This window comes from Mesorhizobium sp. YM1C-6-2 (assembly GCF_003666685.1).
Taxonomy (GTDB): domain Bacteria; phylum Pseudomonadota; class Alphaproteobacteria; order Rhizobiales; family Rhizobiaceae; genus Mesorhizobium_K.
Genome location: NZ_RCIZ01000001.1, coordinates 281,778 through 302,809, shown reverse-complemented (window position 1 = coordinate 302,809; position 21,032 = coordinate 281,778). Strand labels below are relative to the sequence as shown.

Annotated in this window: 18 protein-coding genes and 1 tRNA gene; 4 read left to right on the top strand and 15 right to left on the bottom strand. The window is 63.6% G+C overall.

Annotated elements, in window-relative coordinates; translation table 11 throughout:
• Positions 1-18: 18 nt before the first annotated feature.
• From D8676_RS01460 to D8676_RS01440, 5 genes are all read right to left on the bottom strand, one after another.
• Positions 19-1,074: an ABC transporter ATP-binding protein gene (locus tag D8676_RS01460; protein WP_121579055.1), complete on the bottom strand. Its 1,056-nt coding sequence runs from the start codon at positions 1,072-1,074 to the stop codon at positions 19-21.
• Positions 1,071-2,093 carry an ABC transporter ATP-binding protein gene (locus D8676_RS01455; RefSeq protein ID WP_183096919.1) on the bottom strand — a complete coding sequence of 341 codons (1,023 nt, stop codon included), beginning with the start codon at positions 2,091-2,093 and terminating at the stop codon, positions 1,071-1,073. Before D8676_RS01455 ends, D8676_RS01460 begins: the two co-directional genes overlap by 4 nt.
• 14 nt (positions 2,094-2,107) lie before the next feature.
• A complete protein-coding gene (locus tag D8676_RS01450; protein WP_121579053.1) occupies positions 2,108-3,118 on the bottom strand; it encodes an ABC transporter permease in 1,011 nt (336 codons plus the stop codon).
• Entirely contained in the window at positions 3,118-4,044 is a 927-nt protein-coding gene (locus D8676_RS01445) for an ABC transporter permease (RefSeq protein ID WP_121579052.1), read from the bottom strand. The genes D8676_RS01450 and D8676_RS01445 overlap by 1 nt, the downstream gene beginning before the upstream one ends.
• Positions 4,045-4,107: 63 nt before the next feature.
• Positions 4,108-5,769 carry an ABC transporter substrate-binding protein gene (locus D8676_RS01440; RefSeq protein WP_121579703.1) on the bottom strand — a complete coding sequence of 554 codons (1,662 nt, stop codon included), beginning with the start codon at positions 5,767-5,769 and terminating at the stop codon, positions 4,108-4,110.
• Positions 5,770-5,984: 215 nt separating this feature from the next.
• On the opposite strand from D8676_RS01440, the gene D8676_RS01435 reads away from it, so the two are divergent.
• Genes D8676_RS01435 through D8676_RS01425 form a run of 3 tightly spaced genes read left to right on the top strand, consistent with a single transcriptional unit; the run spans position 5,985 to position 9,247 of the window.
• Positions 5,985-6,962, top strand: a complete 978-nt coding sequence (locus D8676_RS01435; protein WP_121579051.1) for an asparaginase — start codon at positions 5,985-5,987, stop codon at positions 6,960-6,962.
• Between the two features lie 34 nt (positions 6,963-6,996).
• A complete protein-coding gene (locus tag D8676_RS01430) occupies positions 6,997-8,073 on the top strand; it encodes a tartrate dehydrogenase (RefSeq protein WP_121579050.1) in 1,077 nt (358 codons plus the stop codon).
• Positions 8,074-8,083: 10 nt separating this feature from the next.
• Positions 8,084-9,247, top strand: a complete 1,164-nt coding sequence (locus D8676_RS01425; protein WP_121579049.1) for a mandelate racemase/muconate lactonizing enzyme family protein — start codon at positions 8,084-8,086, stop codon at positions 9,245-9,247.
• Positions 9,248-9,499: 252 nt separating this feature from the next.
• Here the strand turns inward: D8676_RS01425 and D8676_RS01420 are convergent, their stop codons facing one another.
• Both D8676_RS01420 and D8676_RS01415 read right to left on the bottom strand, forming a co-directional pair.
• Positions 9,500-10,714: an MFS transporter gene (locus D8676_RS01420; RefSeq protein ID WP_210210686.1), complete on the bottom strand. Its 1,215-nt coding sequence runs from the start codon at positions 10,712-10,714 to the stop codon at positions 9,500-9,502.
• An 11-nt stretch (positions 10,715-10,725) separates the two neighbouring features.
• Positions 10,726-11,550 carry an aldo/keto reductase gene (locus D8676_RS01415; RefSeq protein WP_121579701.1) on the bottom strand — a complete coding sequence of 275 codons (825 nt, stop codon included), beginning with the start codon at positions 11,548-11,550 and terminating at the stop codon, positions 10,726-10,728.
• A 140-nt stretch (positions 11,551-11,690) separates the two neighbouring features.
• On the opposite strand from D8676_RS01415, the gene D8676_RS01410 reads away from it, so the two are divergent.
• Positions 11,691-12,623, top strand: coding sequence for a LysR family transcriptional regulator (locus tag D8676_RS01410; RefSeq protein WP_121579700.1), 933 nt, complete (start codon positions 11,691-11,693; stop codon positions 12,621-12,623).
• A gap of 98 nt (positions 12,624-12,721) precedes the next feature.
• Here the strand turns inward: D8676_RS01410 and D8676_RS01405 are convergent, their stop codons facing one another.
• From D8676_RS01405 to D8676_RS01370, 8 genes are all read right to left on the bottom strand, one after another.
• Positions 12,722-13,735 carry an ABC transporter permease gene (locus D8676_RS01405; protein WP_121579048.1) on the bottom strand — a complete coding sequence of 338 codons (1,014 nt, stop codon included), beginning with the start codon at positions 13,733-13,735 and terminating at the stop codon, positions 12,722-12,724.
• A complete protein-coding gene (locus tag D8676_RS01400) occupies positions 13,722-15,218 on the bottom strand; it encodes a sugar ABC transporter ATP-binding protein (protein ID WP_121579047.1) in 1,497 nt (498 codons plus the stop codon). The genes D8676_RS01405 and D8676_RS01400 overlap by 14 nt, the downstream gene beginning before the upstream one ends.
• Entirely contained in the window at positions 15,208-16,203 is a 996-nt protein-coding gene (locus D8676_RS01395; RefSeq protein ID WP_121579046.1) for a sugar-binding transcriptional regulator, read from the bottom strand. The genes D8676_RS01400 and D8676_RS01395 overlap by 11 nt, the downstream gene beginning before the upstream one ends.
• Positions 16,200-17,720: an FGGY-family carbohydrate kinase gene (locus tag D8676_RS01390; protein ID WP_121579045.1), complete on the bottom strand. Its 1,521-nt coding sequence runs from the start codon at positions 17,718-17,720 to the stop codon at positions 16,200-16,202. The genes D8676_RS01395 and D8676_RS01390 overlap by 4 nt, the downstream gene beginning before the upstream one ends.
• Positions 17,721-17,749: 29 nt before the next feature.
• Positions 17,750-18,772 carry a galactitol-1-phosphate 5-dehydrogenase gene (locus D8676_RS01385; protein WP_121579044.1) on the bottom strand — a complete coding sequence of 341 codons (1,023 nt, stop codon included), beginning with the start codon at positions 18,770-18,772 and terminating at the stop codon, positions 17,750-17,752.
• Between the two features lie 128 nt (positions 18,773-18,900).
• On the bottom strand, positions 18,901-19,890 hold the full coding sequence (locus tag D8676_RS01380) for a substrate-binding domain-containing protein (RefSeq protein WP_121579043.1): 990 nt from the start codon (positions 19,888-19,890) through the stop codon (positions 18,901-18,903).
• A gap of 400 nt (positions 19,891-20,290) precedes the next feature.
• Positions 20,291-20,366: transfer RNA gene (locus tag D8676_RS01375), tRNA-Ala, on the bottom strand.
• 160 nt (positions 20,367-20,526) lie between these two features.
• Positions 20,527-20,910 carry a TIGR02300 family protein gene (locus D8676_RS01370; protein WP_121579042.1) on the bottom strand — a complete coding sequence of 128 codons (384 nt, stop codon included), beginning with the start codon at positions 20,908-20,910 and terminating at the stop codon, positions 20,527-20,529.
• Positions 20,911-21,032: the final 122 nt, after the last annotated feature.

Here is a 21,032-nt window from a genome sequence, read left to right as displayed (position 1 = left end):
CCTATGGTTTGCTTGAGACTATTGGAGCGATGACGCGAGGCCGCCAGGCTTCGCCCGCCCGAGGATGCGCTCCGCTTCCTTCATGAAGACGTTGAAGGTGTCGGAGGCCGGCACCGTCGCGGCAACGTCGCTGTGACGGAAACAGTGCACTGTGTGCCGTTCGCCGACCGTTTCCGCAGGCGGCATCTCGTGGCGGCACCTGTCGATGACGAAGGGGCAGCGTGAGGCGAGGAAGCAGCCCTTGGGCAGATTGATCGGGCTCGGAATCTCGCCCTTCAGGCTTACGGTGCTTTCGATCTTGAGATGTGGATGCGGCAGCATCACCGACGACAGCAAGCCGCTGGAATAGGGATGCTGCGGGCGGTTGAATACTGTTTCGGCGCTACCTTGCTCGACGATCATGCCAAGATACATCACCGCGACGCGATGGCTGATGAAGCGCACCGTCGAGAGATCGTGGGATATGAACAGATAGGCGGTATTGCGCTCGCGTTGAATGCGCCGCAACAGATCGATGATCTCGGCACGCGCGGTCGGATCGAGCGCCGAAGTTGGCTCGTCAAGGACGACCAGTTCCGGTTCGGTGACCATGGCCCGGGCAATGCCGACGCGCTGCTGCTGACCCGACGAAAGTTCAGAGGGGTAGGCGTCAAGCAGATCGGGATCCAGGCGCACCAGCCTCAACGCATCGGCCGTACGGCGCCGCCTGGTCTCGCGATCGTATTTGAGCGGCAGAAGCGGCTCGCTGATCGTGTCGCCGATCTTCATGCGCGGGTCGAGGGATTCGTTCGGCTCCTGGAAGACGAACTGAATCTTGCCCCCCAGCTCGCTCTTGTGCTGGTGGCGTTGCGCAAGGTCCTTGCCGCGGAACCGTATGGTTCCGGCCGTCGGTTCGATCAGGCCGACGATGCAGCGACCGACGGTCGTCTTGCCCGAGCCGCTCTCGCCTACCAGGCCCAGGGTTTCGCCCGGCTCGATCGTCAGGCTGACGCCGTTGATCGCCTGCACCACCTGCTTCGAGCCGGCGATGGGGAAGCGCTTGTAGAGATTGTCGATGGTCAGAACTGCGCTCATGCGTGCCTCACCGGAAAATGGCAGCGGGCAAAATGACCTGGGCTGACCTCTGCGAAAGGAGGGCGATGCGTGCGGCAGACCGCCTGCGCGATGGGGCAACGATCGGCATACTGACAGCCGGCGGCCAACTCGCGCCGCCTTGCTGTCTCCGGTACGCTCCAGCTGTCCCTGAGCTTCGGGCTGTGGGAGAAGGCCGCGAGCAACATCAGCGTATAGGGGTGGGCCGGCTCGAGGAACAATGCTTCGCGCGGGGCGATTTCAACGATCTCGCCGGAGAACAGCACCGCGATGCGATCGCAGAAGTGGGCGGTGATGCCGACGTCGCGTGTGATGAAAAGCATCGCGCTGCCATGCTCGGCAGCAAGCTTCGCGAGCAGTGCCAGGATCTGCGCCTGAACCGTAACGTCGAGGCCGCTGGTGGCATCATCGGAAATGACGAAAGCCGGATTGCAGATCAGCGCCATGGCGATGACGACACGCTGCGCCATGCCGCCGGAGAGTTCATGCGGATAGGCATCCATGCGCCTTTCAGGATCAGGTATCTGCACGTCCCGCAGCATTTGCAGCGCCATCCGGCGCGCCTCCTTGCGGCTGACATTGAGGTGGATTTTCGCCATCGAGGCGATCTGGTCTCCGACCTTGCGCAAGGGGTTTAGTTCGGCGCGGGGATTGGGCACCACCACGGAAAGCCTACGGCCACGCAGGCGTCTGAGCTCGGCTTCGGAGAGGCTAAGGATCTGACGTCCCTCGAAATGGACTTCGCCTGCCGCGATCCGGCCGGGCGCCGGGGGCACGCCGAGGATCGAACGGGCAAGCGTCGTCTTGCCTGCCCCGCTCTCGCCGACCAGACCTACGATTTCTCCAGGCTGCACGGAGAGGTTGATCCCCTTCAATACAGTCTTCGGCTCGGCACCGCCGGACGGGAACGTGATACGCAAGTTTCTGATGTCGATCAGAGGCGCCTTGCCCGCGTCGCCGGAGACGTTTTCCGTCTTGCTTATGACTTCCGCTGCACCCAACGCTGTTTCTCGCACTAGTTGCTGATACGCGGGTCGAGCAGAAAGTAGACGAGATCGACCGCGATATAGACGATGAGGGAGAAGATAGCGGAGAACAGCACGAAACCCAGAACCGGATAGATGTCCGAGTTGAGCACGCCCTGCACAGCGTACTGACCCGCTCCGCCCCATGAAAAAACGATCTCGACCAGAACTGCTCCGCCGATCAGAAAGCCGTAAAGCACGCTGATGATGGTGACGATGGACGGCAACGCATTACGCAAGGCATGGCGCACAACGAGATTCTGCGGCACTCCGCAAAGCACCTCGTACCGGCTGAAATCGGATTCCAGCATCGTCTCCATCGTCGACTGGGTTATCTTCAGGATGGGGCCGGCGTTGAGCAGACCCAGCGTCAGCACCGGCAGCGCCAGGTGTGAGCAGGCAGACCAGAACGCCTCCGGGTCGCCGGCAAGCAGTGCATCGATGGTCAAGATGCCGGTCACCGGGATAGGCGGAATGACGATCATGTCGATTCGTCCGAGCGGAGCCGGCGCCCAGCCCAGCACGGTGTAGAAGACAAAGATCAGGACCAGTGCGAACCAGAAGTCCGGCAGAGCGCCGGCGCTCAGGCCGTAGAGATCGGAAACACGGGCAACCCAGCCACGGGGGTTGCGCGCGGCGTAGACGCCGAGAGTCACGCCGACGAGGATGGCGAGAAGCAGCGAGAACGTCACAAGCTCGAGGGTGGCCGGAAAACGCTGGAGCAGGTCCTCAAGCACCGGCCGCGTGGTCTGCCAGGAGGTGCCGAGGTCGCCATGCAGCAGATTGCGAACATAAATCAGAAACTGCATGTACAGCGGCTGATCGAGACCCAGTTGCTCTCGCAGGGCTGCGATGGCGGATGGGGTTGCTGTCGGGCCGAGCATCAGCACTGCCGGATCGCCTGGAATGCTCTTCACCAGCAGGAACGAGACGAGCACGATTCCGAGAAGTTGCGGGATGACGAAGACAAGCCGCTTGGCCAGATAGGCGAGGATACGCATCAGCCTTCCCTCACCGGAGCGTCCGCAGTGCGCGCGGTCCGCTCGCGCGCTTCGCTCAGGAGCTGCCGGCGCTTGGCCGGATCGGCGACGACCTCGATCGATGCGCCGACCAGGGAAAAGCCGAACACGGTGATTGCAAGCATCGCGCCGGGGAACATGGAGGGCCACCACTGGCCGGTCACCACGTTCTGGAAGCCCATAGCGATCATGCTCCCCCATTCCGGTGTCGGCGCGCGAACGCCGGCGCCGACAAAGGAAAGAGCCGCCGTGAGCAGGATGCCCCAGCCAATATTGACCGAGAGTTGCGCCAGCACAGGCGCCATCGCGTTCGGGATGACATGGCGCATGATGGTCTGCATGTCCGACAGACCATTGACTTGCGAGGCCTCGACGTAACGCATGGAGCGGATGGTGAGCACCTGCGAACGCATCAGGCGCAGGTAAATCGGTGCGTTGACGAAGGCGATCGCCAGAACCACCGTCTGGATGCTCTGCCCGAGACTCGCGACCAGCGCGATAGCGAAGACGAAAACGGGAAAGGCCTGCAGCACGTCGGCCGCCCGCATGATCGCAAAGGACAGCCACACGCGTATGCCGCGCCCACTGCTGTAGAAGCCGACAACTGCACCGATCGAGCTGCCGACCACGGCCGACAGGAGCGTTCCCAGGATGGCAATCGTCAGGTCGATGCGGGGCGCGTAGATGGAGCGGCTGAAGATGTCCATGCCGACATTGTCGGTGCCGAAAAGATGAGCCGCGCTCGGCGGCTGGAGGAAGCTCGCGGAGTCCGCCTCGGTCGGCGAATATGGCGCGATGACCGGCGCAAAAATGGCCAGCAGCGTCATCGTGATGACGATCAGATAGCCGATTGCAAATCTCGGCCGTATTACTGCTAGCCTCAGGAGAAGGCCGAGCTTCGAAGTCATCTACGCTCTTTCCAATGCTCGAACGGTCTCCGGAGGCCGGGAGGCCTCCGGAGGAAGCAGCTATCAGCCCCGGGTGAAGTCCTGGAACCGCAGATTGTTGGACGTGTAGTAGGTGAAGCCCTTGAGGTTGGCCTTCCGCGCGAGCGTGTATTTCGGATAGGCGATGAAGCCCCATGGCGCCTCATCCATCAAGGTCTTCTGCACCTCGGTGTACTTCTCCTTGCGGACATTGTCGTCCAGCGTCGCAAGACCGTCCTTGATCATCTGGTCGACGTTCTTGTTATCGTAGTTGGAGTAGTTCACGTAGCTTTCCGAGTTGAAGTAGAGATAGGTCGAGTAACCCGGATCCGGCGTCCACGGCGAGTCGAGGTAGAAGATCATCGGCTTGGCACGCTTGGTGACGTTCTCGTAGAACACTCCGGCCGGCAGCTTCTCCAGGGTCAGCTCGATGCCGATCTGCTTCAGCGCGGTCTGGATGAGCAGCGCGATCGGCTCCTGCGTGGGGTCGCCAGCGTTGTAGGACAGGCTGGTCGCAAGATTCTTGGCGCCGGCCTTGTCCAGCAGCTCCTTGGCCTTGGCCAGGTCGTAGCCGTAGTTGAAGAAGCTCTCATCCGCCATCGGGTAGATGTACGGCATGGGCGCCTTCTGCTCGTCGGCGTAACCGTAGTAGATCGTGCGGATGATCTCGTCGCGCGGGATGGCAAGGTTAACTGCGCGGCGCACGTCGACGTTGTCGAACGGCGCCATCTTGGCGTTGAGCTCCAGCCAGATCATGTAGGAAGCGTTCACGGCATCAACGGCCGCAGCCGGCTGCGTCTTCAGCGCCTCGAGTTCGCGCGGCTGGAGGAACTGCGCGATATCGACCGCGCCGCCCTGCAAGAGCGAGAAACGGCTGGACGATTGCGGCACCTCGCGCATGATGACGCGCTTCATGAAAGGCTTCTCGTCCCAATAGTCGTCCCGCGCCTCGAACACGGCCTGCTGGCCGCGCACGAGCTGGGCAATGCGGTAGGGCCCGAAGCCCGCGCTGTCGTTCTTGAGGAAGTTGACCGCCCACGGGTCGTCGGTCCCGCCAACCTCGGCGCACTTGGTGGCGTCATAAATCGGGTTGGCCAGATTGCACTGCTGCTTCAACAGGAGCGGGTTCGGCTTATCGAGATTGAAGGAAATGGCGTAGTCGCCCTCGACCTTGATCTGGTCGGGCGACGTCAGGCCGAGCACGGCGGTCTGGAAGAGGCCCTGCCCCTTGAGATTGAACTTGCGGTCCCAGGTCCACTTGACGTCTTTCGACGAGAACTTGTTGCCCCAGTTGGAGACAACCCCCTCACGCAGCTTGAACGTCGCCTTGCGGCCGTCGGGCGCCACTTCCCAGCTCTCGGCGAGGCGACCGCGCAGGGCGAGATTATTCGGCTTGTCGGTGTGGACACCGGTGTCTTCGCGCAGCACGCCCGGCGCGTTGGGATCCTCCATCTTTTCATAGCCGAGCATGTATTCGTAGAGCGCGCCGAGCGAGTCGATGGAGCCCAGGCTGACGTCGAACTCAATATCCAGGCCCTGGGGCGTCGCCGGTGCAGCGATGACCAGGGTGCTGTTGGCGTCCTGGGCAAGCGCCTCTCCAAAGCGACCCGTGGACGAAAGAACCGCCGCCCCGCCAACCGCTGCGGTCGTTTTAAGGAACTGCCGGCGCGTCGGCGCCAACTGAATTCTGGTAAATTTATCTGCCATCTCTCTTCCCCTTTAGATCGCACGACTTCACGCGGCCGTCCAAGCATATTGGACAGACCAAACCGGTCGATAATTGCATTAATGGGTAAATTGGCCTGACCGTCAATTCCCAAAAATGCACAATTTTGCGCATCATTCACAGGCGAGTGAAGGCTCCTTGATTTTTCGGTCAGACCAACATAGTCAACCCTGGAAAGAGCAAGTGAGGGAACCAGATGCCGAAAATCTGTCTGATAACGACGGGGGGCACCATCGCATCCAAGCTGGATCCCGAGACCGGACACGTGACGGCAAGCATCACCGGACCAGAGTTGAAGGCGACGCTGCACGATCCGCTTGAGGGCATCGACATCAGCATCGATGAATTTTGCAATGTCGGCAGCTACGCCATCGACCTGCCATTGGCTTTTGCGCTGTCGCAGCGCATCTCGCAGCGCCTCGGCGAGGGATTCGACGGGGTCGTGGTGACCCACGGAACCGACACGATGGAAGAGACCGCCTTCATGGCGGACCTGCTCGTCCGCTCCGACAAGCCGATCGTCTTCACCGGCGCCCAGCGCCAGGCTGACGAGCCCAATCCCGATGGCCCGCGCAACCTGACCGACTCGATCCGGCTCGCAGCATCGGACACGGCCCGCGGTGTGGGCGCGGTGATCTGCTTCGAACAGGAATTCCATGCCGCACGGGACGTCACGAAGTCCCATGCCTCGCGCACCGACACGTTCGTTTCCTATGAACACGGCAAGCTCGGCGAAGTGGACGGCGACCGCATCGTGCTTCACCGCAGGCCGGTTCTGAGGCGCAACTACGAAGCAAGCGAAATCGTGGCCGACATCGAACTCATCAAAATGGCGATGGGCAGCAGCGACCGCTACCTGCGCTTTGCGGCCGACAATGGCGCCAAGGCCATCGTTCTGGAAGGCTTCGGTCGCGGCAACGCCCCGCCGCCGGTAGCGGCTGCCGTAACGGAACTCGTGAAACAGGGGTTGCCGATCATCATGACCAGCCGCTGCCAGCGGGGTCGCGTCAAGGCGATCTACGGCAATGGCGGCGGCAAGACGCTGTCGGACGGCGGCGTGATCTTCGCCGGAGACCTGAGCGGACAGAAGGCCCGGGTGCTGGTTTCAGTGTTGCTGGGACTTGGACTGGACGGCAAACGTCTGCGCGAAGAGATCGAGTATTTCGCCGGATAAGCTCCGGTCGGCCACACCAATTCAGGAAAACACCATGCCAGCCAAGAAGCACAGAATAGCGGTCATTCCCGGCGACGGAATCGGCCTAGAAGTCGTCCCCGAGGCGCTGCGGGTCCTGGAGGTTGCAGCGAAGCGCTTCGGCCTCGACTTGCAGCTCGACCACTTCGACTTCGCTTCCTGCGACTACTACGCCAAGCATGGCCGCATGATGCCGGAGGACTGGAAGTCCCAGATCGAAACCCACGATGCGATCTTCTTCGGCGCGGTCGGCTGGCCGGCGACGGTTCCCGATCATGTTTCGCTGTGGGGATCTCTTCTGCAGTTCCGCCGCGAGTTCGACCAGTACGTCAATCTCCGTCCCGTCCGGCTCATGCCGGCGGTGCCCTCGCCGCTTGCCAACCGCAAGCCGGGCGACATCGATTTCTACATCGTGCGCGAAAACACCGAGGGCGAGTATTCCTCGATCGGCGGCAAGATGTACGCAGGCACCGAGCGCGAGATCGTGATCCAGGAAACCGTCATGTCGCGCGTGGGCGTGGACCGCATCCTGCGCTATGCGTTCGACCTGGCGCGAAAGCGCCCGCGCAAGCACCTGACCTCCGCCACAAAGTCCAACGGCATTTCGATCACCATGCCGTATTGGGATGAGCGCGTGGAGGCCATGGCCCCGAACTATCCTGACGTGTCCTGGGACAAATATCACATCGACATTCTGACGGCCCATTTCGTGCTCAATCCCGACCGGTTCGACGTCGTCGTCGCGTCCAACCTCTTCGGCGACATTCTCTCCGATCTGGGACCTGCCTGCACGGGCACGATCGGCATAGCGCCTTCGGCAAACATCAATCCCGAGGGCCGGTTCCCGTCCCTGTTCGAGCCTGTGCACGGCTCGGCTCCCGATATTGCCGGCAAGGGTGTCGCCAATCCCGTCGGCCAGATCTGGGCCGCGGCCATGATGCTCGATCACCTCGGCCACGAAGAGGCCAGCCTTGCGATCGTAAAGGCCATAGAGGACACGCTGAAGAACGAGGCCACCCGCACCCGTGACCTCGGCGGCACTGCCGATACCATCACCTGCGGCAAGGCCGTGGCGGCCGCGCTCGAGACATAGCGGTTTACGCATGCGTATCGTCGACATCAGGGAAAAGACGGTCTCAATCGCCTCGCCGATTGCCAACGCATATATCGACTTCTCCAAGATGACCTGCTCGGCGGTCGCGGTGGTGACCGACGTCCTGCGCGACGGCAAGCCGGTCATAGGCTACGGCTTCAACTCGAACGGACGCTACGGCCAAGGCGCGCTGATGCGTGACCGCTTTCTGGCGCGCGTCCTGGAAGCCGACCCGAAAACACTGATCGACCACGAGAACGACAATCTCGATCCCTTCGCCATCTGGAAAACGTTGATGACCAACGAGAAGCCCGGCGGTCACGGTGAGCGGTCCGTGGCGGTGGGGACCATCGACATGGCGGTCTGGGATGCGGTCGCCAAGATCGCTGGCGTGCCGCTGTGGCGGCTTCTGGCCGACCGCTACAGGAACGGCATCGCCGACGAGAAGGTCTGGGTCTACGCGGCTGGTGGCTACTACTATCCCGGCAAGGACCATTCCAAGCTGCAGGCGGAGATGCGCGGCTATCTCGACCGAGGCTACAGGGTCGTGAAGATGAAGATCGGCGGGGCACCGCTCGAGGAAGACCTGCAGCGTATCGAAGCCGTCCTGAAGGTCGTAGGCGACGGCAAGTACCTGGCGGTGGACGCCAACGGCCGCTTCGATCTCGAGACCGCCATCGCCTATGCCAAGGCGATGCGCCCTTACGGTCTGTTCTGGTACGAAGAAGCCGGCGACCCGCTGGACTACGCGTTGCAGGCGGAGCTCGCCGCCCATTATGACGGGCCAATGGCGACAGGCGAGAATCTCTTCTCGCATCAGGATGCGCGCAACCTGTTGCGCTATGGCGGGATGCGACCCGACCGGGACTACCTGCAGTTCGACTGCGCCCTCTCATATGGCCTTGTGGAATATCTGCGAACGCTGGACGTCATGAAATCGATGGGTTGGTCCTCGCGCCAGGTCGTGCCTCACGGGGGTCACCAGATGTCGCTCAACATCGCTGCCGGGCTGCATCTGGGCGGCAATGAATCCTACCCCGACGTGTTCCAGCCTTTCGGCGGCTTCGCGGACGACATAGCCGTCGAAGACGGTTACGTCAGCTTGCCTGATACGCCTGGCGTAGGCTTCGAGAACAAGGCTGAACTATACAAGCTGTTCCGTCAGCTACACTAGCACCGAACCCTCTGGTCGACCGATGATACCGGGCTACCCGATCCGGGGCATTGTGCCAGCGATGCTGAAGTTGTGCGCAACAGATTAGAATCGAGTTTTTGCCCCTACATGCTGGGTCGCCACGGCTTTAACGAGACTAGGCGGAAAGTTCGGAGTTGATCGACTGACGCGACGACCCTCTCGAGAGCACCGTGTACGCCGATGACCGTAATCCTGTAACGGCGAAGAGATAGTACAAACGCTCTCCCGGCTTCAGACATCGCATGTGGCAAGTCGGCTGGATCTTTCGCGCGCGCCAGCGAGCACCAGGGCAAGCCCGGCGGCTGCCAGCAGCCCGCCGGCGATCGGGACGGATGCATAGCCGAGGCCAAGGCCGATAATCCCAGCGCCGATGGCGGCGCCCAACGCGTTGCCGAGATTGAAGGCTCCGACATTGATGGAGGACGCCAGGCCCGGCGCTTCCGACGCGGCCTCCATCACCCGCATCTGCACCGGCGGAACGATGGCGAATGCCGCAGCGCCCCAGACGAGGAGACCGATGGCCGCCCCCGCATGGCTGGCGAACGCCAGCGGCAGGATCAGCATGATGACCGCGAGCGCGCCGAGGAAGATCTTGGTGGCGCCATCGAGCGACCAGTCGGCAAGCCGTCCGCCCAGCCAGTTGCCTATCGTGAAGCCAATGCCGATCAGAGCCAGCCCCAGGGTGACGAAACTGTCGGATGCGCCGGTGAGCGTCTCCAGGGTCGGGGCGACATAGGTGTAGAGCGTGAACATCGCGCCGGCTCCCATGACGGTGGTCGCCATCGACAGCAGGACCGCGGGCCGGGTGAGCACACGCAGTTCGCGCCTGACGTCGGGCATCGCGCCGAGCTCGCCCTTCGGCAGGGCCGACCAGAGAGCCGCAATCGCGGCAACGCCGATCAAGGCTGTTCCGGCGAAGGCCATGCGCCAGCCGATCTGCTGGCCGATCCATGTCGCGGCTGGCACGCCACCGATATTGGCGATGGTAAGCCCCATGAACATGGCGGCGACCGCGCTTGCCTGCTTCTCCTTCGGCACGACGCTCGCGGCGACCACCGCTCCCAGACCGAAGAACGCGCCGTGATTGAGACTGGTGACCAACCGCGCCGCGAGCAATGTAAAATAGCCCGGCGCCATGGCCGACATCAGATTGCCGAGGGTGAAGATCGCCATCAGCAGTATCAGCGCCGTGCGCTTGCCGAAGCGGCTGAAGGCCAGCGTCATGACTGGCGCTCCAATCATGACGCCGATGGCATAGGCGCTGATGAGCAGGCCGGCCGTTGGGATCGAAACGTCGACGCCGTTGGCGATGACAGGAAGAAGCCCCATCGGGGAGAATTCCGTCGTGCCTATGCCGAAGGCGCCGATCGCGAGGGCGAGAAGCACCCAGCGGGCGGATGAGGTGGTTTCCGCCAGTGGAGCGGTCGTCGAGACATTGGCGTTCATGATTGGCTTCCTTAAGCGTCCCATGCCGGCGCAAGACCCGGAGGGTTGACGAGCCGGCCCGCGGGGCGAGCGAGCTTGCCGATGGCGGCCATGTCGGCTTCATCGAGCGCGAAGTCGAAGATCGCAATGTTTTCACCGACGCGCGCCGGGTTCACCGTTTTGGAAAGAGCGATGTGACCCTGCTGCACGAGCCAGCGCAGGCCGACCTGCGCGGCGCTTTTGCCGTACTTGGCGCCGATTTGCTGCAGCACCTTGTCCTTCGGCACCGCTCCGTCGGCCATGCCGTAGTATGCCGTGACGGCAATGCCGTTTTCCTTGGCGGCTGCGACAAGCGCGTGCTGGGGCAGGTAGGGATGCAGCTCGACCTGGTTGGTCACGATCGGCGCCTTGGACCGCCCGACGGATTCCCGCACCTGCGCGATGTTCTGATTGGAGACGCCCACGAACCGGGTCTTGCCCGCAGCCTGCACGGCATCCAGCATCTCGATCTGGGCTGCAACCGGAACCTTGTTGGCCGGCCAGTGCAGGAGAAGCAGATCGACCTGGTCGACCTTCAACTTGTCGAGACTTTCGTCCACCGAGGCCGCGAACCGATCCACGCTGTAGTTGTCGACCCAGACCTTGGTCGTCAGGAACAGGTCTCCGCGGCGGGCGCCAGCGGCCTCGATAGCCCGGCCGAGCGCGGCTTCGTTCTGATAGATTTGAGCGGTGTCGAAGTGGCGGAAGCCTGCTTCGAGCGCAGTCGGGACGATGCGCTCCACTTCCGCGTCGGTCATGCGGAACACGCCGAAGCCGAGAGCAGGGATCGTTGCGCCGTGAGCGGTGACGGTTTGCATTGCAAACTCCTCGGGATTGTTCAGGCGGGCCTTGGCCGAGTGCATCTGTCATGCGCCGTCACATAAAATGGCAGCCCGGGCTTGATAATCAGCTCGATCTCCACATCATCTATGAAACCAAATCATAGATGGCGACAGCGATGGATAATCGTACCGGAGAGATGCAGGTCTTCCTGCGCGTGGTGGAAACAGGCAATTTTTCAGAAGCCGCGCGCCTCCTGCGGATGACGCCATCGACGGTCAGCAAGCTGATCTCGCGCGTCGAAGAGCGGCTTGGCGTCCGCCTGGTCGAGCGCTCCACCAGGCGTTTGTCGCTGACCACCGAGGGGCAGATCTATTATGAGCGCAGCCAGGCATTGTTGCAGGATCTCGATCTGATCGAGCAGGAACTGTCACACGGGGCCGCGGCAACCGGGGGCAAGGTGCGGGTCAACGTATCCGTCGCATTGGGGGTGCTGGGCCTGGAGCCGCTCCTGCCCGAATTCTGGCGCTCCTATCCCAATATCGTCGTCGACCTGTCCTTGTCCGATGAGATCGTCGATCTCTATCTCGACCGCACCGACATCGCTTTCCGGGTGGGAACGCTTCCCGATTCCGGCATGATCGCGCGCCGCATCGGCGTGGCCCGGCGCAAGATTGTGGCGTCTCCCTCCTATCTCGGCCGCTGCGGGACGCCGCGCAAGGTCGAAGACCTCTCTCGGCACAATTGCCTGGGCTTCAATTTCCGCCGCATCGCGCCTGTCTGGCCGCTCAAGGAAAGCGGGCGGATCGTCGACCGCGCGGTCAACGGCTCGTTACTCGCCAACAATGGCGAGACGGTACGGCGTATGGCGCTCGCCGGCGTTGGGCTTGCCCGCATGGGTGACTATCATGTGCGGGCCGATCTGGCCGCCGGCCGTCTCGTGGAAGTGCTCGCCGATGTGGTCGAGCCCGATGAAGAAGAGATTCACGCCGTCTTTCTGGGAGCCCCGCGCATGCCTCAACGCGTACGCGTCTTCCTCGATTTCGTCGTGCCGCGACTGCAGCGCTTCCTCGACACCGGCGTGGCTGTGAAGGATCGCCAGATGGAATAATGGGATCCTTACATCTTCTATCGTTAGGCCTTGACGCGACAGACACGTTTTGGACGCGACGGAATTACCGCAGCCCGATCCAGCCTGCGATTACAGCCCTACCCTCTCCCCTTCCGGTGATCGATGAACCGATTGAGCAGGATGGCCGCGATGATGATCAGGCCGGTGATCGTCATCTGGTAGAAGGAACCCAGCCCGAGAAGGTTGAAGATGTTGCGCAGCACCTGCAGCAGCATGACGGCGAAGAAGGTGCCGAGCACGCTGCCGCGTCCGCCGAAGAGGCTGGTGCCGCCGAGCACCACCGCCGCGATCGCGTCGAGTTCGAGGCCCTGGGCGGCGGTCGGCTGGCCGATGCGCAGGCGCGACGTGAGCAGAATGCCTCCCAGCGCCGCCATCAGGCCGGAGATCGCGAAGACGCTGGTGACGATCAGCCGCGTAGGCAGGCCGGATAGCCGCGCCGCCTCCGGATTGCCGCCGGTCGCATAGACATATTCGCCGAACACGGTGAAGCGCAGCACGATGCCGGCGACGATGCAGAGCACGATGAAGATCAGCGCCATCGAAGTCAGCGCAAAGCCCGGCAGGATCGGCACCATCGTGGAGCTGATCGCGGCAAAGCCCTGCGGCAGGCCGCTGACCGGGACGCCGTCCGTCAGCAGGTAGGTGATGCCGCGGAAGGAGACGAGGCCGGCAAGCGTGACGATGAAGCTCGGCACCTGCGCCAGCGCCGAGATGGCGCCCATGGCGGCGCCGCAAGAAAGGCCGACAAGCGCGGTAAGCGCCACGGCGACGAACGGCGGATAGCCGGCCGACAGCAGCACGGCGACCAGCATGCCGCACAGCGCCACCACCGAGCCTACCGACAGGTCGATGTTGCCGGTAAGGATGACGAAGGTCATGCCGACGGCCACGACGCCGACGACCGCCGCCTGCTGGAACAGGTTGGCGACGTTGCCGAAAGTCAGGAAACTGTCGGACAGCGACGCGGCGATGGCGACCACCACCAGGAAGATCAGGACGAAATTGTACTCGATGGCGATGTCGACGAGCTTGCGCCCGAGACCGGGCTGCGGCGCGCTGGCCGACATCCTGGCCGTTTCAGTGCTGGACATGATCTTCACCCAGGATTGTCGCCTTCAGGATCGTATCGCGATCCGTCGTCGATGGATTGAACTTGCCGATGTTGCGCCCCTCGTGGAAAACCCAGATCACGTCGCAGGCGGCGTAGATCTCGTCGAGCTCGCTGCTGGCGACGATGACGGCCGCACCCTCGTCGGCGAGCTTGTCGACGAGATTGTAGAGGTCCGCCTTGGCGCCGATGTCGAGGCCGCGGCTGGGCTCGTCGAGCAGCAGCACGCGCGCGCCGTTGATGATCCACTTGGACAGCACCACCTTCTGCTGGTTGCCGCCCGAGAGCTGGACGACCGCCTGCTCGGGCCTGCCGTATTTCGTCGACAGGCTGTTGAGGACCGGTGTCGCTTTCTGCTTCTGGAGGCCGTGCCGCGCCAGCCAGTTACCGCGCAGCGAGGGCAAGGTGGCGTTGCTGTAGATCGGCGCGTGCAGGATCAGCCCCTCGGTCTTGCGGCTTTCCGGCACCAGGCCTACGCCCCTGCGGATCGCGGCTGCGGGGCTGCGGGGGTGGAAAGGCTTGCCGTCGAGCACAATGTCGCCCTGGAAGGCGTGTGCGCCGAACAGCGCCTTGAGGAACGAGGTGCGGCCCGATCCGTTGAGGCCGGCCAGCCCGACGACTTCGCCCCAGCGCACTTCGAGCCCGCTGATCTCCAGCCCGTGCGCCCCGCTCAGCCGGTTGACCCGGAGCGCCGTCTCGCCGGTGACCGGCGGGCGCGCGGCGCGCTCGACCAGCGAGCGCTCCTTGCCGATGATCGCCTCGACCAGAACGCTGTCCGGGGTGGACTTGACCTCGAATGTGTCGATCGTGCGCCCGCTGCGCAACACGGTGACGCGGTCGCCGATCTCGCGCAATTCGCCGAGACGGTGGCTGACGTAGAGAATTGCCACGCCCTGCCTCACGAGCTCGCGGATCACCTCGAACACGGCTCCGAGCTCGGTCTCGTTCAGCGAGGCCGAAGGCTCGTCCATGATGATGATCTTGGCGTCCATGGTCAGCGAGCGCGCGATGGCCGTAAGCTGCTGGTTGGCGACCGACAGCGTCTCGACGCGCGCGTCGAGCGGGAAGGTTGCGCCGACGCGCGACAGCGCCTGCTGCGCGCGCTTTCGCCGCGTACGACGGTCGATGAATCCCATCCGGGCCGGCGCGTGGCCGAGGAAGAGGTTCTGCTCCACGGTGAGCTGGGGCACGAGGTCCAGCTCCTGATAGATCATCGAGATGCCGAGCCGCGCGGCCTCGGCCGGGGAGCGCGGATGCACCTCGCGCCCGTCCAGAAGAAGCGCACCGTCGGTCTGCCGGTAGGCGCCCGCGATGATCTTCAGCAAGGTGGACTTGCCGGCACCGTTGGCGCCCAGCAGACAATGGACTTCACCGCGGCGCACGCTGAGGCTCGCCGCCTCCAGCGCCACGATGTTCGGCGGAAAGCGTTTCGACAGATTCCTGACCGCGAGGATCTCACCTTCCATCCGCGTTCTCCAGTACAAAGCGGGCGATCGTCTCGTCGGTGATGATCACCGAGACGTAGCCGCCCTTCAGTGCGGCGAGCGCGATATGCGTCTTGTCGGCGCCGGCGACGACGCCGATCGAGCGTCGCTTGGTCCGCAGGCGGTCGATGCGCAGGCCGATCGTGCGGTCGTTCAGGACTGCGTCGGCGATCTCGCCTCGCGCGTCGATGAAGCGGCCGAGCAGGTCGCCGACGGCGCCCGCCGCCTTCAGCCGGTCGAGGTCGCTCTCCTCCAGATAGCCGGAGCCGAACAGCACCGACTCGTTGCTCATCGGACCGAGCGAGAAGCAGACGACCTCGGCCTGCTCGGCGAGGTCGAGCACGCGCTCGACGATGGGGTCTTCCTCCAGCGCGCGGCGCGTGGAGCTCTTGCCGACGATTGCCGGAACCGGCAGCAGGGTCGCCACGCCGTTGGCGGACTTCGCGATCTCCTCGGCGACCGCGCTGGTCTGCGTTGCGGTCGAGCGAAGGTTGATCGCGCCGTTCAGGAGCACGACGTGCAGGTCAGGACTCCAGTTTGCCGGCAGCCGGCGCGCCACCGCCGACATGGTGCGCCCCCAAGAGACGCCGAGCAGTTCAGGCTTGGGATTGAGCCCGACGAGGTAGTTGGCGGCGGCCAGCGCCACTGACTCGATGAGCAGTGCATTGTCCACTGCCTCGCCATGCGGCACCACGACGGCGTCGTGCAGGCCATAGGCCTGCTGCAGCATGACTTCCAGATCGGTGCGCCGGCGTGTGCGCGGCGTGATCTCGATGCGCACCACGCCAAGCTCGCGCGCCTCGGTGAGCAGGCGCTTCACCTGCCAGCGCGTCAGGCCGAGCTCGGCGGCGATTTCGCTCTGCGTGCGCTCGAGATCGTAGAAAAGCTTGGCGACGCGCACCATCAGGTGCTCGCGCTGCTCGTCGAACGGCAGCCGGACGGTCTGCGTCTGGCTTGTTTCACTCATCGGTTCGCTCCCGTCATCTGGCGGGCCGACAATGCGTGGAACAGCGGAGTGAGAACCTCTGTGGTTTCGCGATAGCTCGACATGGCGTCACGATACCATTGTGCGCGGGCCATGTCCGGCTCCAGCGTCTGGGTCGAGACGGCAAGGGCGTCGGACGCGGCCTGGAGATCCGGGAACAGGCCGAGTGCGCTGGCGGAACAGACCGCCGTGCCGACGAGCGAGAGATTGTCCTCGCGCGCGACCTGCACGGCCAGCCCAAGCGCATCGACCGTCGATTGCAGCCAGAGCGGGTTCTTGCAGATGCCGCCGGCCACCACGAGCCGCTCGATCGAGACGCCGCGTTCCTTCAGCACCTCGACGACGTTTGCCGACCCGAGCGCGATCGAATCCACGGCCGAGGCGTAGATGTCCGCGCGGCCGTGGCCAAGCGAGAGGCCGAGGATCGCGCCGCGCAGATTCGCGTCGCGATAGGGCGTGCGATTGCCCATCCAGTAGTCGAGCGTCAGCAGTCCGGAACCGCCTGCGACACGGCTGGCCGACTCGGCGATGAGCGCGGCCTGGCCGGTTTCGTCGAGGCCGAAGAGCGTGCGGCTCAGCCAGTTGAGGATCGAGCCTGCCGACACCTGGCCGGCCTCGACCAGCCACAGGCCGTCGACCAGCGCATTGGGGTAAGGGCCCCAGAAACCGGAAACGTCATCCTGTCGCGGCAGGTGCGTGAGGTGGACGTTGGAGGTGCCGCCGATCAGGAGCATGCCCTGCGGCGCAACGGTACCGGCGCCGAGAATGCCGATATGGGCGTCGATGCCGCCCTGCGCGACGATCGCCGGCGAAGTGATCCCGAGCTTGGCCGCCACGTCGGCGCGGAGCGGGGCTACCGTGCCGCCCACGGGGATGACACGGCGCGGAAGTTTCTCGGCGAGGTCGGGCACGCCCAGCGCCGCGTAGATTTCGGGGACGAAGCTGGCGTTGAGCGAATCGTAATTCCACTTGCACGCCGCGTTCATGCGCGATGCCGCCCATTCGCCGGTGAGGCGATGGTTGACGAAATCGAGCGCCTCGCAGATGACCGCCGCGCGATCGTAGAGCGGCCGCTCGTTGGCGGCGAGCCACATCGCCTTCGGCACCAGCCATTCGGAGGCGTCCTCGCCTCCGCTATAGGCCATCACCGGATGGTCGATGCGCGCCGTGTCGCGCGCTTCCTTCGTGGCGCGGGCGTCCATCCAGAGGAGCGCGGGACGCAGCGGCGCGCCGTCCCGGTCGCAGACCACGACGGAGGACGCAGTGGTCGCTACGCAGACAGCGGCGATTTCGCCGGTTCCGGCTACCGCCACCGCCTGGGCGCCGGCGCTGAGCAGCGCGCTCCACCACTGCTCGGCGTCCTGCTCGGCCCAGCCCGGCTTCGGATAGCGCGTCTCGTACGCCGCCTCGCGCAGCGGGAACATCTTCCTGCGCTCGACATCGTAGACGCCTGCTCGCGCCCCCCCGGTGCCGAGATCGATGCTCAAAACCTTCGTCATATATGGTCGGCTCCCGATGCTTCCCAGCGTCAGGGTCGGAACAGAACTTTGGAGAAGAACAGGCTCCGGTCGTCCCTGAAGCGTGCGAACATTGCAGGGAGTTCGGAAAGATCAAGGTCGTGGGTGATCATGAATTCCCACTTCAGCTCGCCTGAACCCAGCTTTTCCAGCGAAACCGTCCATTGCGGGCCGGGGAAAGGCGCGCCGAACGAATTCCAGGATCCATGCAGCGAAACTTCCTGGCGCAGGAAATGCTGGAAGGTCTTGTTGTCCAGCGTGACGTCCCCGACGGGGATGCCGATGAAAGCAACGTGGCCGCTCGGCGCGGCGAGCCGCGCCGCCTGGTTGATCGACGAGGGATGGCCGGCAGCTTCGATGATGATGTCGCAGAGCAGCTCCTTCCCGGGCTCGGCGCCGGCAAGGAAGGTGTGCGTCGCGCCGGCCTGGCGGGCGAGTTCCAGCTTCTCCTCGGAAACGTCGATGGCGACGACCTCGCTCGCCCCCATCAGCTTCATCCACTGTATGGCGAAGAGGCCGATCGGCCCGCAGCCGATGACGCCGCCGCGCTGGCCCATCCGCACGCCGCCCGCTTTCCAGATCGCGTGCAGCGCGATCGAGGCGGGGTCGGTCATGGCGGCCGCGCGCGGGTCGATCCCATCGGGCGTCTTGATGAGATTGCTCACCGGAACGGCGACGAACTCGGCATAGGCGCCGTCCCGGCGCGAGCCGAAATAATCGTAGTTGCGGCAGCGCGAGAATTGCCCCTGCAGGCACTGGTCGCATTCGAAGCAGGGCAGCATGGGGGCGACCGCCACGAGTTCGCCCTTGGCGAAGCCGTTCACGCCTTCGCCGATCTCGGTGATATGGCCGGAAAATTCATGGCCGCAGATCAGCGGCATCTTGTGCGCGCCCTTGACGAGCATGCGCGGCAGATCCGAGCCGCAGACGCCGACCGACGCCACCCTGACGATGACGTGGCCGTCGGAAACGACCGGCTCCGGCACTGTCTCGATACGGATGTCGCCGGGCGTGTGGAGGACTGCTGCGCGCATGATGGGAATGTTCCGCTGGATGGTCTGGTTTCATTCAGCCGCGGCAGCGACCGCGGCGCTGACCCTTGCTTCGCGAGGCCAATGAAACAGGCCCCGCGAAGCTGGGAGGATGCTCGTTCCCGAGCCTCTTACTGGCCGATCACTTTCGGCCGGTACTCCGCGAACAGCCCATCATGCGGGAATTCGCTGACATTCTCGGGCGTGACGAGCTTCGTGCCGGCGTCGACGAAGTCGGGAACCTCGCGGCCGGCAGCGGCTTCGCGCGCGACCTGGATGGTCACGTCGCCGAGATATTGCGGATCGTTCAGCGCCGTGGCGACGTAGTTGCCGCCGCTTTCCATGAGCTGCAGCGCTTCCGACAGGCCGTCGACGCCCGAGACGAGCACGTCGCTGCGGTTGTTCTCGGTCAGCACCTGCAGCGCGCCGAGCGCCATGTCGTCATTGTGCGCGTAGACGACCTTGACGTCCGTATTGGCCTGCAGCAGATCCTGCATCGCAGTCACCGCATTCGAACGGATGTATTCGGCGTAAGGGCCTTCGACGATCGTGTGGCCGGAGCCTTCGATGGCTGCGTGGAAGCCGTCGCGGCGGTCCATCATGACGGCGCCGCCGGCATCGCCCTGGATCTCGATGATCTTGGCGCCCTGGACGCCGGCATCCGCGAGCTTCTTCACCACGGCTTCGCCGACCAGCTTGCCCATCGCCTTGTTGTCACGGCCGATATGCGCGGTCACGCCTTCGCCGTTGATCGAACGGTCGACGGTGATGACCGGTATGCCGGCGGCCTTGGCGGCCTCGAGCGAGGGCACGACTGCGTCCGGATTGACCGGATTGATGATCAGCGCGTTCACGCCCTGGGTGATCAGATCCTGGATGTCGTTGTTCTGCTTGGAGACGTCGCCATTGGCGTCGAGGAAGATCAGCGTGTCGCCGCCGGCCTTGGCGGCCGCCTCGGCGCCGTTGCGGAGCTGGACATAGAAGGGCGACTGGAGCGTCACCTGGCTGAAGCCGATCTTGAGGCCCTCGGCCTGCGCGGTCGAAAGACCGAGACCGGCGGCAAGCGAAAGAGTGGAAACGGCGAATGCAATGCGTGTCAGAATGGTACGGCGGTCGAGCATGGTATTCCTCCCATCGGCTCGTTGATGACAGCAAATGTGCAAAATTCTCACATTTGTGAATAGCAACCTAGGCCGACCTTCGCACCGATGTCAATCGTGCGTCGCAAACGCAGACATCGAACGGTGGATGGAAGGAATGGCGGGGAGCCTGTCGGGAATGCGTAAGGCTGGCAAGTCGGATGCGGGTTGCCGATTGAATAGGCTACCTGCCGCGTAGGGCCCGCATTGATCCAAACATCGGATTATAGAACTCGACCAGTAGAGACCGAACGTTAAAATAAGGGTCTCTGCGGAAGCTCCAGATCGCCCAATACCAGGTGGCTAGCTAATCTTCGCGAGCCGCGGAAAATGCGACGCCTTCCAGAGGCGGGCTAATGGTTGCGGAACTCTAAAGAGAATTTGGTGGAGCCAATCGGAATCGAACCGACGACCTCTTGAATGCCATTCAAGCGCTCTCCCAACTGAGCTATGGCCCCACACCCGGCCTGCGGCCGGCGCCGTTTCCGGCGAAGAGATCAGGAGGCGGCTTCTAGCGCCGCCTCACTGCAAGATCAAGCCTTCCGGCGCGCTTATTTCGAATGGCCCGCCGAAGCCCTTGAATCCTGCCAGCGCCCGGCCTGCGGGCGCGCGAAAACGTCAGGCGTCGTCCTCGTCCTCGCCGACGCCGATGATGTCGGTGACGTCGTCGTCTTCCTCTTCCTCGTCCTCGAGGAAGGTGTCGTCCTCATCGTCGCCAAGATCGACATCCTCGTCATCGTCCATGTCAGGGATGTCGTCGCCACTCTTCGCCTCGTCGTCCGCGTCCTCGAGCGAGATCACCTCGGGAGCATCGTCCTCGGCGTCGAGTTCCTTCTCCTCTACCTCTTCTTCCTCTACCGGCTTCTCGTTGCCGGATTCGAAGTAGGTCCGCGGGTAGCTCTTGCCCGTGTAGGGAGAAACGACCGGGTCCTTGTTGAGGTCGTAGAATTTGCGACCCGTCTCGGGGTCTATGCGTTTGGTGCCAAGTTCGGATTTCGCCACTGCCAATCCTCGTCCGTGATTTCGGGTCCCCATAGCCACAGATCGTGTGCCCTGTCAAAGCTAAAACGAGGCCTTTTTCAATCAGGCCGGACAGCCCTGTAGGGCGGTTTCGGAGGGGATGA

Excerpts from the sequence above, each read along its gene's own strand:
- D8676_RS01460 (WP_121579055.1), bottom strand. The coding sequence starts at position 1,074 with ATGAGCGCAGTTCTGACCATCGACAATCTCTACAAGCGCTTCCCCATC.
- D8676_RS01450 (WP_121579053.1), bottom strand. The coding sequence starts at position 3,118 with ATGCGTATCCTCGCCTATCTGGCCAAGCGGCTTGTCTTCGTCATCCCG.
- D8676_RS01445 (WP_121579052.1), bottom strand. The coding sequence starts at position 4,044 with ATGACTTCGAAGCTCGGCCTTCTCCTGAGGCTAGCAGTAATACGGCCG.
- D8676_RS01440 (WP_121579703.1), bottom strand. The coding sequence starts at position 5,769 with ATGGCAGATAAATTTACCAGAATTCAGTTGGCGCCGACGCGCCGGCAG.
- D8676_RS01435 (WP_121579051.1), top strand. The coding sequence starts at position 5,985 with ATGCCGAAAATCTGTCTGATAACGACGGGGGGCACCATCGCATCCAAG.
- D8676_RS01430 (WP_121579050.1), top strand. The coding sequence starts at position 6,997 with ATGCCAGCCAAGAAGCACAGAATAGCGGTCATTCCCGGCGACGGAATC.
- D8676_RS01425 (WP_121579049.1), top strand. The coding sequence starts at position 8,084 with ATGCGTATCGTCGACATCAGGGAAAAGACGGTCTCAATCGCCTCGCCG.
- D8676_RS01420 (WP_210210686.1), bottom strand. The coding sequence starts at position 10,714 with ATGAACGCCAATGTCTCGACGACCGCTCCACTGGCGGAAACCACCTCA.
- D8676_RS01415 (WP_121579701.1), bottom strand. The coding sequence starts at position 11,550 with ATGCAAACCGTCACCGCTCACGGCGCAACGATCCCTGCTCTCGGCTTC.
- D8676_RS01410 (WP_121579700.1), top strand. The coding sequence starts at position 11,691 with ATGGATAATCGTACCGGAGAGATGCAGGTCTTCCTGCGCGTGGTGGAA.
- D8676_RS01405 (WP_121579048.1), bottom strand. The coding sequence starts at position 13,735 with ATGTCCAGCACTGAAACGGCCAGGATGTCGGCCAGCGCGCCGCAGCCC.
- D8676_RS01400 (WP_121579047.1), bottom strand. The coding sequence starts at position 15,218 with ATGGAAGGTGAGATCCTCGCGGTCAGGAATCTGTCGAAACGCTTTCCG.
- D8676_RS01395 (WP_121579046.1), bottom strand. The coding sequence starts at position 16,203 with ATGAGTGAAACAAGCCAGACGCAGACCGTCCGGCTGCCGTTCGACGAG.
- D8676_RS01390 (WP_121579045.1), bottom strand. The coding sequence starts at position 17,720 with ATGACGAAGGTTTTGAGCATCGATCTCGGCACCGGGGGGGCGCGAGCA.
- D8676_RS01385 (WP_121579044.1), bottom strand. The coding sequence starts at position 18,772 with ATGCGCGCAGCAGTCCTCCACACGCCCGGCGACATCCGTATCGAGACA.
- D8676_RS01380 (WP_121579043.1), bottom strand. The coding sequence starts at position 19,890 with ATGCTCGACCGCCGTACCATTCTGACACGCATTGCATTCGCCGTTTCC.